This window comes from Sphingomonas sp. PP-CC-1A-547, from assembly GCF_003610375.1.
Classification (GTDB): Bacteria; Pseudomonadota; Alphaproteobacteria; order Sphingomonadales; family Sphingomonadaceae; genus Sphingomonas.
Genome location: NZ_RAPZ01000010.1, coordinates 377,741 through 390,639 on the forward strand (window position 1 = coordinate 377,741; position 12,899 = coordinate 390,639).

A 12,899-nucleotide genomic window follows, 5' to 3' on the forward strand; every position below is an offset into this window, starting at 1 on the left:
CGTCGACCATGGACCGCCGCACCGTTATGGCGGGCGGTGTTGCCGGGGGCCTCGCACTCGTCGGCACGCCGGCTTTCGCCGCCCGTCCCTCGCTCCCCAGCAAGCGCCCCGCGCTCGCCGACCGCAACTTTACCAGCCGCTCGGTCGAACGCGAGATCGCGCGCGTCTCCGCCCGGATCGGCGACCCGAAGCTGCGCTGGATGTTCGGCAACTGCTACCCGAACACGCTCGACACCACCGTCCGCATGTCGACGATCGGCGGCGCGCCCGATGCGTTCGTCATCACCGGCGACATCCCCTGCCTGTGGCTCCGCGATAGCTCCGCGCAGCTTCGCCCCTATCTCCATCTCGTCCGCGAAGACCCGGCGCTGCGCACGCTCTTCCGCGGCCTGATCGCGCGCCAGTCGCGCTCGATCCTGATCGACCCCTACGCCAACGCGTTCATGGAAAACCCGACCGCGAAGACCAACCTCAGCTGGGCGCTGAAGGACCAGACCGAGATGAAACCCGGCGTCGCGGAGCGCAAATGGGAGATCGACTCGCTCTGCTATCCGATGCGCCTCGCTTATGGCTATTGGCAGGCAACGCGTGATGCCACGCCGTTCGATGCGACCTGGGCCGAGGCGGCGCGCGCGAGCATCCGCACCTACCGCGAGCAACAGCGCAAGGACGATCGCGGCCCCTACAGCTTCCTCCGATCCTCGAACCGCAACACCGAGACGATGGCGCTCGAAGGCTGGGGCAATCCCGCCAAGCCCAACGGCCTGATCCAGTGCGGCTTCCGCCCCTCGGACGACGCGTGCGTCTACCCGTATCTGATCCCGTCCAACCTGTTCGCGGTCACCACCCTGCGCGAACTCGCGGTCGTCGCCAACGAAGCGCGTCATGACACCGCGCTCGCCGCCGATGCGACCGCGCTGGCGAACGAAGTCGAGGCGGCCCTCGTCGCGCACGGCCGGATGCGCCTGCGCGACGGCAGCGAGGTCTGGGCATACGAGGTCGACGGCTTCGGCAACGCGGTCTTCATGGATGATGCCAACGTGCCGTCGCTCTCCGCGCTCGCCTATATGGGCTGCGTCCCCGCCACCGATCCGCTCTGGCGCCGCACTGCCGATGCAGCATGGAGCGACGCCAACCCGTATTTCTTCAAGGGCACCAAGGCCGAGGGGATCGGCGGACCGCATGTCGGGCTCGGCCAGATCTGGCCCATGTCGCTGATCGTCCGCGCGTTGGCGGGCGCCGACGACGCGACCGTCCGCGCGTGCCTGCGGATGCTGCGCGACACCGATGCCGACACCGGCTTCATCCACGAGGCGTTCGACAAGGACGATCCCGCCAAGTTCACGCGCTCCTGGTTCGCCTGGGCCAACGGCCTGTTCGGGGAACTGGTCGTTCAACTTGCCAACACCCGCCCCGCACTATTGGCGAGCGCGTTATGAAGATCACCCGACGCGCCCTGCTCGGCTCCAGCGGTGCGCTGGCCATCACCGGCGCGATCCCCGCCGCCGCACGGTCCGCAAGAGCCAAGCCCAACCTCTGGATCGGCACCGGCGGTGACGGCCATACCTATCCCGGCGCGACGCTGCCGTTCGGCATGGTCCAGGTCAGCCCCGACACCGACACCGAGAATTGGGCGAACTGTTCCGGCTATCATCACGGCGACCCGACGATGATGGGCTTCTCGCACACGCATCTGTCGGGCACCGGCATTGCCGACCTGATGGACGTGCTGGTCGTCCCCGGTCGCGGCGCGGTCAAGCTGCTGCCCGGCGCACCCGACAAGCCCGGCGAGGGCTATCGCCAGACTTACACGCAGGAAGTCACCGAGCCCGGCTATTACGCAGTCACGCTCGGCAACGGCGTCCGCTCCGAACTGACCGCCGAGACGCGCGTCGGGTGGCAGCGTCACCATTTCCCCGCCGGTCCCGGCCACCTCCTCGTCGACCTCGGCAACTATCGCGATAGCCGCCCGGGCGAAGGTCCGCTGATCGACGAGAGCCGGATCGAGCTCGATACCGACGGCACGCTCACCGGCAGCCGCCGGACGTTCCGCTGGGCGAAGGGCCGCCGCATCCACTTCGCGATGCACGTGTCGCCAAAGCCCGACCGGATCACGCTCTACGCCGACACGCAAAACGTCAACGGCGCGATCGTTACCGCCGACCGCGTCCGCGCGGTGCTCCACTACGACAATGCCGGCGCCGCACCGATCGTCGTCCGCACCGCCGTCTCCGCCGTCGACATGGCTGGCGCGCGCACCAACCTCGCCGCGTCCTATTTCCGCGAGTTCGACGTCGCGCGACGCCAGGCGATCCGGAACTGGGCCGACACGCTGAAGGTCGTGAAGGTCGAGGGCGGCAGCGACGACGCCCGCGTCATCATGACCACCGCGCTCTACCACGCGATGATCGCGCCGACGCTCTTCTCCGACGTCGACGGCCGCTATGTCGGGCTCGATCGCGAGATTCACAGCGTGCCCGCAGGCGAGCAGGCGTACAGCACCTATTCGACCTGGGACACGTATCGGACGCTTCACCCGCTGCTCACTCTGGTCGCGCCCGACCGCGCGAAATCGCTGGTCCGCGACCTGATCCGCCAGACGCAGCAAAGCGCGTACGGCCCGCCCTGCTGGCCGCTCCAAGGGGTCGAGACCGGCACGATGATCGGCTGGCACTCGGTCGCGATCATGGCCGAGGCCGCAGCAAAGGGCATCGACGCCGACTATGCCGCCGCATGGCCCGCGATCCGAACCCGCGCGTTCGATCCGGCCGCGCCCGACCTCGTCAACAGCCGCGCGCGCGGTACGTACATCGAGCGCGGCTATCTCCCCGCGGACGTCGTCGACGAATCGGTCAGCCGAACGCAGGAATACGCCTATGACGACTGGGCGATGGCGACGCTTGCGCAGAAGGCCGGCGCGAAGGACGACGCCGATCGCCTGCGTCTCCGCAGCCGCAACTACCGCAACGTGCTCGATCCCGCGATCGGCCTCGCCCGACCGAAGCTTGCTGACGGTAGCTGGCTGAAGCCGTACGACCCGATCCAGCTCGGCCATACCAAGCGCTACCGCGATTATACCGAAGCGAATGGCTGGCAGACGACCTTCCTGAACCAGCACGATCTCTACGGCCAGATCGCGCATTTCGGCGGCGACGCGAAGTTCGCGAGCCGGCTCGACGCGCTGTTCGCCGCGCCGTCGACGCTACCCAAGGACGCGCCGCCCGACATCTCCGGGCTGCTCGGCCAATATGCGCACGGCAACGAGCCCGATCAGCACGTGCCCTATCTCTACACCTATGTCGGACAGCCGTGGAAGACGCAGGCACTGGTCCGCAAGCTGCTCGCCACGATGTACCGCAACGCGCCCGACGGGATCATCGGCAACGACGATTGCGGCCAGATGAGCGCTTGGTTCGTGATGTCCGCACTCGGTTTCTACCCGGTCGATCCGGTCGCAGCGGTGTACGTGTTCGGCTCGCCGCTGTTCACCCACGCCGAAGTCCGCGTCGGCAAGGGTCGCAAGCTGGTTGTCGAAGCCCCCGGCAACCGCACCGACACGCCCTATGTCGCGGCGGTCCAGTGGAACGGCAAGCCGTGGACGAAAAGCTGGATATCGCATGCCGATCTCGCGGCGGGCGGCACGCTCCGCTTCTCCATGTCCGCCACGCCGAACCCTGCATTCGGCGCCAAGCTCGCCGACCGACCGCCCTCGTTCGGCCAGCCCGCTGCCTGATACCCTCCCGGAGACGATGATGACCGAAGTTTCCCGCCGCCTGCTGCTCGCCTCGGGTTTAGCCGCCACCGCCACGCCCGCGATCGGTGCCGGCCGCGACACCGCGCCGAAGCCCTGGGGTGCGACACCCTCTAAGCGCCAACTCGCCTGGCACGCGCGCGAGCAATACGCGTTCGTCCATTTCTCGATCAACACCTTCACCGATCGCGAATGGGGCTATGGCGACGAGGATCCGAAGCTCTTCGACCCGACCGACTTCTCGCCCGACCAGATCGTCGCGGCAGCCAAGGCGGGCGGCATACGCGGCATCATCCTGACCGCCAAGCATCATGACGGCTTCTGCCTCTGGCCGACGATGCTGACCGAACACTGCATCCGCAACAGCCCCTACAAGGACGGCAAGGGCGACATCGTCGGCGAGATGGAACGCGCCACCCGTCGTGCCGGCCTCGATTTCGGCCTGTATCTTTCGCCTTGGGATCGCAACCACGCCGAATATGGCCGCCCCGCCTATGTTGAATATTTCCGAAAGCAGGTCGTCGAACTCTGCACGCGCTACGGCACGCTGTTCGAATTCTGGTTCGACGGCGCGAATGGCGGCGACGGCTATTACGGCGGCGCGCGCGACACGCGGAAGATCGATGCACCGAAATACTATAACTGGCCCTCGATCGTCGCACTCGTGCACGAGCATCAGCCGATGGCCTGTACCTTCGACCCACTCGGCGCGGACCTGCGCTGGGTCGGGAACGAGGACGGTGTCGCCGGCGATCCGTGTTGGCCGACGATGCCGAACCATCCCTATGTCCAGTCCGAGGGCAATTCAGGCGTGCGCGGTGCGCCGCTCTGGTGGCCAGCGGAAACCGACGTCTCGATCCGGCCCGGCTGGTTCTATCACGCCGACGAGGATTCGAAGGTAAAGACGCCCGCGCGCCTGATCAAGCTGCACGACGAGTCGGTCGGTCGCGGCACCAACCTCAACCTCAACCTGCCGCCCGACCGCCGCGGCCGCCTCGCCGACATCGACGTCGAGACGCTGAAGTCGTTCGGCACGGCGCAAGCCGCGACCTTCGCCACCGATCTCGCCAAGGGTGCCGTCGCATCGGCCAGCCACGTCCGCGGGAAGACCTATGCGGCCAGCACGGTGCTCGACGGCAACCGCGACACCTACTGGTCGACACCCGACGCCATCACCACGCCGACACTGACGCTCGACCTCCCGCCGGGCCGATCGTTCGACCTCATTCGCCTCCGCGAATATCTCCCACTCGGCATCCGCGTGACCCGGTTCGCGATCGACGCCGAGATCGGCGGACAATGGCGCAAGCTAGCCGAGCATTCAGGCATCGGCCCGCAACGCATCGTCCGTCTCGAAAAGCCGATCGCCCCCCGCCGCCTCCGCCTCCGCATCCTCGAAGGCACCGCCTGCCCCGCGATCAACGAAGTCGCGCTCTTCCGCCAGGTCGCACCCGCGCCCGTAGCGCCAGTCCGGAACACCGATACGACGACCGTCGTCACCAGCCGCTGGTCGATCGTCACCGCGACCGCACCGGGCGCCAAGGCGCTGCTCGACGACGACAGCGCGACCGCCTGGACCCTGCCCGCGCCGGCGCCCGGCACGCCCGCCTCGGTCACGATCGACCTGGCCGCGACCGAGACGCTCGCCGGCTTCGTCCTGATCCCCTCGCGCGCGGTGATGGCGAACACCGCCCCGCCCAAGGGATACCGGGTCGAGGCGAGCACCGACGGCAAGACCTGGCAGGACATCGCTAAGGGCGAACTCCCCAACATCGCCTACGCGCTCGCCGCGCAGCGTATCGCGTTCGCCCGACCGACCACCGCGCGCTACCTGCGCTTCTCGTTCGCCGAGACCGCGATCCCCGCACAACGGCTGGCGATCGCCGGCCTCGGCGCGTTCAGGCCGAAACCAGGCGCATTGTAACGGGCATAGGTATATTCGCTGCCACCCTGCCGCCGCAGAAGGAGAATGTTGATGACCGCCTATGTCGTATTCGTGCGCAACGAAGTTACCGATGCCGAAGAGATGAAGCAGTACCAGGCTAAGGCACCCCTCGCCCGCGAAGGCCGCACGCTGAAGCCACTGGCGTTCTACGGCGCGGTGGAGACGCTCGAAGGTCCCGCAGTCGAGGGCGCCGTGATCCTCGAATTCCCCGACGTGGCCGAAGCGCATGCCTGGTATGACAGTCCAGCTTATCAGGACGCGCTGCAGCACCGTCTAAAGGGCGCCGACTACCGCGTGTTCGTGATCGAGGGGCTCCCCGGCTGACATAGGGGCGGCTGATCCCCGGCTGGCGCACCCAACCTGTACGCCAGCCAACAACCCCGTTCAGGAACGATGTCTCTCGATAGCCGTATCAACGGCACATCCCGATTGTCGGGTTCGAGAGGACATCTCATGAAGTTTACGCATCTCATCGCTGCCGGGTTGGCCTTCGCGACACTCGGCCTCGGCGCCGCCGCTCCCGCAGAAGCACAGCGCGGGCACAGCCAGCAGTATCGCGACAACGATCACCGGGGCGACCACCGCGACCATCGTGGCGACCGCCGCAACTATCGCCACAACGACCATCGCGGCGATCGTCATGACGACCGCCGCTGGCGTGGTCGCGACCACGATCGTCGCAACTGGAACAACAACCGCCGCTGCCGCACCGAATGGCGCCACAACCGCCGCGTGCAGATCTGCCGCTGATAACTCTTGAAATCGTGTGGGCGGTGGCGCGATGCTGCCGCCCACTCTCGTTGTGACCTTTTAGAAGGACCCGGATCATGAAGCGTTTTCTCGGTACGGCTGCACTGATCGCCGCTACCTGCCTCTCCGCCACCACCCCCGCGCTCGCGCAGTCGCAGGCCGACGACGCGCGCTTCGCCGCGGCCCAGTCGCGCCTCGACAGCGAATTGCAGATCTTCCGCCAGGAATTCGATCGCTACCAGTCGGTCCGCGGCAACCGCGGCGGCTATGCGCCACAGGGCGGCTATCGCACCGCGCCAGATCGCAGCGGCGGCTATCAGGAAGCCTATCCGGACGAGCGCGACGAAGGCAATTACGATCCCTCGCGCTATTACCGCGCAGGCCCGAACTACCAGGAGCGCACGCTGGCGACCAACGACCGCGTCTATGCGGGCCAGGACGGCAAATATTACTGCAAGCGCAACGACGGCACGACCGGGCTGATCATCGGCGCGGCCGGCGGCGGCATTCTCGGCAACGTCATCGACGGCGGCCGTTCGCGGATCGTCGGCTCGCTGCTCGGTGCGGCTGCAGGTGGCCTCGCCGGGCGTGCAGTCGAGCAGAGCAACAGCCAGGTCCGCTGCCGCTAGGTTCAAGCCGCGAGGTAACTGTTCCCCCGCGAACGCGGGGGCCCAGGATCACAGGCGATACCGTTCGTGACCCTGGGCTCCCGCCTTCGCGGGAGAACGGCATGAAGTGGTGGGAGACGGCAGGAGCCGCACCCCCTACTTCGCCACCCCGACCAGCTTCTGCGTGAAGTACGTCATCTGCAAAGCCTGCAACCGGGCCCCCTGCTCGATATCCGCATCGCCCGAATGACCGCCCGCCGTGTCCTCATAATACAAATACGGCAGCCCATATTCCTTCAACCGCGCCGCGAACTTCCGCGCATGCTGTGGCCCGACCCGGTCGTCCTTGGTCGTCGTCCAGATATACGGTTCCGGATACGCCACGCCCTTCTTGATGTTCTGATACGGCGAGATCGTCTCGAGGAAAGCCTTCTCCGCTGGCACCGTCACCGAGCCATATTCGTCGACCCAAGACGCCCCAGCCGCGATCCCCTCGTACCTGATCATGTCGAGCAACGGCACCTGGATCGTCACCGCTTTCCACAGATCCGGATGCTGGTTGAACTCGACGCCCATCAGCAACCCACCATTCGACCCGCCATAGATCCCCAGCTTGGCCGGACTCGTCAGCTTCCGCGCAAACAGGTCCTTCGCCACCGCAGCGAAGTCGTCGTAGATCACCTGCCGCTTCGTCTTCCGCCCGGCGTCATGCCACTTGGGCCCGAACTCGCCGCCGCCACGGATGTTGGCGAGCACATACGACCCGCCCCGCTCCAGCCAGAGCTTGCCGGTGCTCCCCGAATAGCTCGGCGTCATCGACACCTGGAAACCGCCATACGCCGTCATGATCGTCGGCGTCGCTCCGTCGAGCGCAATGCCCTTCTTGTGCACCACAAAATACGGCACCTTCGTCCCGTCCGTGGACGTCGCCTCGAACTGCTCGACCACATCGTTCGACGCGTCGAACTTCGCTGGCAAAGTCTTGATCGGTTTTGGTGCTGCGGAAGAGGCCGCATCCAGCGAATAAAGCGAGGTCGGCGTCAGGAACCCGGTGACCGTCAGATACGCATCGTCGCTACGATCGGTCGTGCTGGCGACATCGATCGAGGCGTTGTCAGGCAGCGCGATCGGCTTGGCCGTCCAGCCCCCCGCCCCATGCGTATAGACTGACGCACGACCGCGAACGTTGTCCGACACGACCAGCAGCAACTTCGACCGGGTCAGCGCCATCCCGTCGACCGACTGGCGCGGCCCCGGCGCGAACACGATCGTCGGGTTGATCGTTCCTTTCTCCACCTCGGCCAGCGGCGCGGAGGCAACCGCCCCCTCCGGGATCTTGCCCCAAGGATCGCTGGTCGAGAAGATCACCTGTCCGTCGATCATCCCCGCCGGAAACGTCCGATCGGGCAGCGCCAGCGGCCGCGTCCCCGCCGGCGTCCACACGAGTTTGTCCGCGCCGAAGAACGTCTTCCGCCGCTGGATCACCACCAGCCGGTTACCCTTCTCGTCGGTCAGCACGTCCGCCCCGGTCGCCCCCTGGTCGGTCGCCGCACCGCGATACACTTCGGTCGCGGCGGTCAGCGGTGCCCCACGCTTCACCTGCTTCAACACGAAAGCATAGCCCGACTGCGTCGTCGTCCCCGCCCCCCAGTCGCGCGCGACCAGCAGCGTATCCTTGTCGACCCAGCTCGCATCCTGCTTCGACTTCGGCAGCGTGAACCCGTTCGCGACGAACGCCCCGGTCGACAGGTCGAACTCGCGATACGTCACCGCGTCCTCGCCACCCTCCGACAGCGCGACGAGGCACAGCCGCTCCTCGGGCTGCAGGCAGGTCGAACCCTTCCACACCCACTGCTTGCCCTCGGCCTTGCCCAGCGCATCGAGATCGAGCGCGGTCGTCCATTTCGGCGTCGCGCTCGCGTAATCCGCCGCACTCGTCCAGCGCCAAAGCCCATGCGGATGCTCGGCATCGCGCCAGAAATTGTAGATCCGCCCGAACATCTGGTTCGGCATCGGAATCCGGTCCTTCGCCGACGCGATCGCTAGCGCCTCGGCATAGAAAGTCTTGTAGCGCGGATCGTTCTGCAGCCGCGGCAACGTCTTCGCATTCTCCGCCTCGACCCAGGCCAGCGGCTTCGCGCCATCCTTGTCCTCGAGCCAGATATACGGATCGGCGGCGGTGTTCGTTTTGGTCATCGGTGCGACTTGGGCAATGGCTGCAGCCCCCGCAAGTCCGGCGCCACCGCTCAATATCGTCGCCGCAAGCATCGAAGCCAGAACCCGCATCACCGTATCTCCCTGATTTGCTTGGCGGGATACATGACGAGGTCTATCGCGGTCCGCAATGCAACCGGACCAGATATCGGCGGCCGACGGCCTGCCCAAACCCCGCCGCTTCGTCGCGATCGCCGCGATCTCGGCTGGCACTGCGCTGACGATCATCGACGGCGGCATCGCCACCGTCGCACTGCCGACGATCGCACGCGACCTGCACGTCGGAAGCAGCGCGGTGGTGACCGTCGTCACGGTCTATCAGTTGATCCTGGCGATGGCGCTGCTCCCATTCTCGGGGCTCGGCGACCGCATCGGCCTGAAGCGCATGTACCAATACGGCCAGCTGCTCTTCACCGTCGCGACGTTGCTCTGCTTTTTCGCGAAGAGCCTGCCGTTCCTGCTCGTCGTCCGCGCGGCACAAGCCTTGGGTGCCGCAGCCGCGCTCAGCGTCTCGTCGGCACTGATTCGCTCGATCTATCCATCGAAGCAGCTCGGCCGCGGGCTCGGCATCAACTCGGTGGTCGTCTCCAGTTCCGCGGCACTCGCCCCGACCATTGGTGGTCTAGTCCTCGCCATCGCCCCCTGGCCCTGGGTGTTCGCCAGCGCCGTACCGTTCGCGATCGCATCGCTGGTACTAGGCCGAGCGCTGCCCGAACCGCGAAAACACGATGAACCCTTCGACGTGCTCGGCGCGGTGATGTGCGCAGCGATGATAGGCCTCGTCATCGGCGGAGCCGAAAGCGCGGTCCACGGCGACAGCCCGATCGTCTCCGCCGCAATCGTGCTGACCGGCGCGGTGATCGGCTGGTTCTTCGTGAAGCGCGAGCAAGGCGAGACCAAGCCGATCCTGCCGATCGACCTGCTCGCCCGGCCCGTGCTCGCGCTGTCGGCGATCGGTGCCTACACCGCGTTCATCGCACAGATGACGCTGCTGCTGTCGACGCCGTTCCGGTTGACGCATGCTTACGGGTTCAGTGCGGCGGAGGTTGGTGCGGCAATCGCGCCGTGGCCGCTGGCCAACATGTTCGTCGCGCCGCTCTCAGGCTGGCTGTCGGATCGCTACCCGGCGGGGCTGCTCGGCGGGATCGGCATGGGCGTGTCGATCTGCGCGCTGTTGCTGATCGCCTACATGCCCGCAGACCCCGGCTATTTCGATATCGCATGGCGAATGGCGTTGTGCGGCTCGGGCTTCGGGATGTTCATGGCCCCGAACGCGCGGTTGATCATCGGCTCTGCCCCCCGCGAACGCGCCGCAGCGGCAGGCGGCCTCGTCTCCACGGTCCGCCTGGTAGGCCAGACCACCGGCGCCACCCTGGTCGCCGCCCTCCTGGCCATGGGCGTAGGCGCCGGCATGACCCCGCCGCTGGTCGCAGCAGGCCTAGCACTAGTGGCAGGCCTATGCAGCCTAAGCCGCCTCCGCCCCTCGATCCGCAACCCACCGACCGAAGAAACCCAGGACGTGCAGCCCGCCCAGCAGACGCGCTAACTGCTGCTCCCTCTCCCCGACGGGGAGAGGGAGCAGCAGAAGAAGCCGCGAAAGAAGAATGTTCACCCGCGAAGGCGGGTGCCCAGTCTGTGTCCCCGTCTTCGCGGGGACACATGCTTTGGTTTAGGACGCCTCACACGCAGATGCACCACCCCGGCGAAGGTCGGGGCCCAGTTGGCACGTCCGGAATAACGAAGGACGGTCCCTCATCACTACTGTTCGCCCAACTGGACCCCGGCCTTCGCCGGGGTGGCGTCGAAGAACTACCGGTGACCTCTCAGAAAGCAGCCGTAGCCTTAGCCTCCCCCATCATCGCCTTCCGCACCAAAGGAATCGGCGGCCCCCCAAAACTCAAGAACTGGTCATGGAACGCCTTCCAGGCCTTCCGCCCACCCCGCGTCGCAGTCCAATCCGCCCGCAACTTCCGGATCATCAGCTTACCCATAGTATAATTCAGATATGCCGGATCATACGTCCCCCGCGCCGCCTGTTGCTTCGCGTTCCCCTCGTCCTGGTAGCATTCGTCGACGAACATCCGGAACGACTGCTCCTGCGTCATCCCCTTCGCATGCATGCGTATCGCCGACAGATACCGGCAATCGCGCAACAACGCGTTCGAGATCTGCCCGACATGCGTCTCGGGATCGCCGTTGTTGAGCCCCGCCTCCCACATCATCTCCTCGGCATAATGCGCCCACCCCTCGGCAAACGCATACCCCACGAACAGCCGCCCGAAGAGCGAAGGCGAGCGGTTCGCGTGCAGGAACTGGACGAAATGCCCCGGCATCACCTCGTGCACCGACGTAAACAGCAGGTCGTTCTTGCCCGGCACGAACGCGTCCTGCACCGCCTTGGTCCAGCTCGGATCTGGCGGCGAGATGTAATAAATCGACGGCACGCCCTTATCGAACGGCCCCGGCGGATCGATATAGGCCGAGTTCTGCCGATTATACGGCGGCGATTCCTCGACCAGCGCCTGCTCGGTCCCCGGAATCGTCACCAGGTCGTGATCCACGACGAATTTCCGCAAGCCCGGGATCTGGCGCCTCGCCTCCGCGACCGGGCCGCCGACCGGCTTGTTAGCATTCATCTTGTCCATGCACGCGAGGATCGTCTGCCGCTTGGCGAACACCCCGCACGCCTGCACCAGCGCCGCCTGGTTGCGCTTCAGGTCGGCGACACCCGCCGCCTCGAGCTGGTCGAGCGGCGTATCGACGCCTTCGGTCATCGCCACCATCCGCGCGAACTTGTCCGCCCCGAGCGCGAAATCCTGCGTCGCGGTCGCGCGCTGGCCCTCGGTCCACGTCCCCAGATCGCGCATCGCCTTCGACGCCGCCTTTGCCGCATCGGTCAGCTGCTTCTGCGCCGCGGCATCCTTCACGCCAGCAAACGCCTTCACCGCGTCGCCCGCATAATAGTCCGCAAAGCCGTTGAACGCCGCCGTCCCGTAATTGACGTAGCTCAGCGGCATCGGCGTCTTGAGGTTCGCCTTGATGTTGCCCGCCGCCGCCGGGATCTTCTGCAGGAACCCGGTCAACGCCTTCATCCGGGTCGGCGCATCGGCATAGTTGCGCGCGATATACGTGTTCGGATCGAGCCCCGCGCTGACATACCAGGCCGGATTATGGTGCGGCTGGTCGGCATCCTCCAACCAGAACAGCTTCCCCTTGGCGACCTGCACCAGATAGTCGCGCTCGAACGCCTCGGTTGGCTTCAAATTCTTGAACGCCCCCGCCTTGTCGATCGCGCCATGCAGGAAGTCCGCCTGCCGCTTCAGCCCCGCCGCGCTCCAGTCGCCCAAGCCGCCGTCATACTCGTGCTTGCCCTGATAGACCGCGTTGGCCGGATCGATCTTGAACCAGCCGTCGATGAAGCCATCGCGAAACCCCGCCCAGTCGCCCGTCGCAGCGGTCGTCGGCCCAGCAGGAGCCTGCGTATTCGCGGTCGTCTGCGCAGGGCCGCACGCGCTCAAGGCGAGGACTGCGCCAAGCGCCGTCGTCATAAGTCCGATCCGCATCCTGTCTCCGATTCCGATTCGTCTGGCGCCATGCTGCCAGTCGAAGCTTCGGTACGCCAGCGTGCGGA

General features: G+C 66.3%; 9 protein-coding genes. 7 read left to right on the top strand and 2 right to left on the bottom strand.

What is annotated here, in order from left to right:
• The first annotated feature begins 8 nt into the window (after positions 1–8).
• The 6 genes from C8J39_RS02495 (at position 9) to C8J39_RS02520 (ending at position 7,075) form a co-directional block, all read left to right on the top strand.
• Positions 9–1,439 carry a glycoside hydrolase family 125 protein gene (locus tag C8J39_RS02495; protein WP_165895146.1) on the top strand — a complete coding sequence of 477 codons (1,431 nt, stop codon included), beginning with the start codon at positions 9–11 and terminating at the stop codon, positions 1,437–1,439.
• Entirely contained in the window at positions 1,436–3,733 is a 2,298-nt protein-coding gene (locus C8J39_RS02500; protein WP_120299165.1) for a GH92 family glycosyl hydrolase, read from the top strand. Before C8J39_RS02495 ends, C8J39_RS02500 begins: the two co-directional genes overlap by 4 nt.
• 19 nt (positions 3,734–3,752) lie before the next feature.
• Positions 3,753–5,675 (top strand): alpha-L-fucosidase, encoded by a 1,923-nt coding sequence (locus C8J39_RS02505; protein WP_120299684.1) that lies wholly within the window; start codon positions 3,753–3,755, stop codon positions 5,673–5,675.
• Between the two features lie 51 nt (positions 5,676–5,726).
• On the top strand, positions 5,727–6,020 hold the full coding sequence (locus C8J39_RS02510; protein WP_120299685.1) for a DUF1330 domain-containing protein: 294 nt from the start codon (positions 5,727–5,729) through the stop codon (positions 6,018–6,020).
• A gap of 129 nt (positions 6,021–6,149) precedes the next feature.
• A complete protein-coding gene (locus tag C8J39_RS02515; protein WP_120299166.1) occupies positions 6,150–6,446 on the top strand; it encodes a hypothetical protein in 297 nt (98 codons plus the stop codon).
• A gap of 77 nt (positions 6,447–6,523) precedes the next feature.
• Complete coding sequence (locus tag C8J39_RS02520) at positions 6,524–7,075, top strand: glycine zipper 2TM domain-containing protein (RefSeq protein ID WP_120299167.1); 552 nt, start codon at positions 6,524–6,526, stop codon at positions 7,073–7,075.
• Positions 7,076–7,210: 135 nt separating this feature from the next.
• On the opposite strand, the gene C8J39_RS02525 is transcribed toward C8J39_RS02520, so the two are convergent.
• Positions 7,211–9,340 carry a prolyl oligopeptidase family protein gene (locus tag C8J39_RS02525; RefSeq protein WP_120299168.1) on the bottom strand — a complete coding sequence of 710 codons (2,130 nt, stop codon included), beginning with the start codon at positions 9,338–9,340 and terminating at the stop codon, positions 7,211–7,213.
• Positions 9,341–9,398: 58 nt separating this feature from the next.
• On the opposite strand from C8J39_RS02525, the gene C8J39_RS02530 reads away from it, so the two are divergent.
• Positions 9,399–10,814, top strand: coding sequence for an MFS transporter (locus C8J39_RS02530; protein WP_120299169.1), 1,416 nt, complete (start codon positions 9,399–9,401; stop codon positions 10,812–10,814).
• 277 nt (positions 10,815–11,091) lie between these two features.
• On the opposite strand, the gene C8J39_RS02535 is transcribed toward C8J39_RS02530, so the two are convergent.
• Complete coding sequence (locus tag C8J39_RS02535) at positions 11,092–12,816, bottom strand: DUF885 domain-containing protein (protein ID WP_404969306.1); 1,725 nt, start codon at positions 12,814–12,816, stop codon at positions 11,092–11,094.
• Between the last annotated feature and the right edge of the window lie 83 nt (positions 12,817–12,899).

What these genes read in the sequence shown, in the direction of transcription:
- C8J39_RS02520 (WP_120299167.1), top strand. Translation starts at nt 6,524, where the DNA reads ATGAAGCGTTTTCTCGGTACGGCTGCACTGATCGCCGCTACCTGCCTC.
- C8J39_RS02530 (WP_120299169.1), top strand. Translation starts at nt 9,399, where the DNA reads ATGCAACCGGACCAGATATCGGCGGCCGACGGCCTGCCCAAACCCCGC.
- C8J39_RS02515 (WP_120299166.1), top strand. Translation starts at nt 6,150, where the DNA reads ATGAAGTTTACGCATCTCATCGCTGCCGGGTTGGCCTTCGCGACACTC.
- C8J39_RS02510 (WP_120299685.1), top strand. Translation starts at nt 5,727, where the DNA reads ATGACCGCCTATGTCGTATTCGTGCGCAACGAAGTTACCGATGCCGAA.
- C8J39_RS02495 (WP_165895146.1), top strand. Translation starts at nt 9, where the DNA reads ATGGACCGCCGCACCGTTATGGCGGGCGGTGTTGCCGGGGGCCTCGCA.
- C8J39_RS02525 (WP_120299168.1), bottom strand. Translation starts at nt 9,340, where the DNA reads ATGCGGGTTCTGGCTTCGATGCTTGCGGCGACGATATTGAGCGGTGGC.
- C8J39_RS02505 (WP_120299684.1), top strand. Translation starts at nt 3,753, where the DNA reads ATGACCGAAGTTTCCCGCCGCCTGCTGCTCGCCTCGGGTTTAGCCGCC.
- C8J39_RS02535 (WP_404969306.1), bottom strand. Translation starts at nt 12,816, where the DNA reads ATGACGACGGCGCTTGGCGCAGTCCTCGCCTTGAGCGCGTGCGGCCCT.
- C8J39_RS02500 (WP_120299165.1), top strand. Translation starts at nt 1,436, where the DNA reads ATGAAGATCACCCGACGCGCCCTGCTCGGCTCCAGCGGTGCGCTGGCC.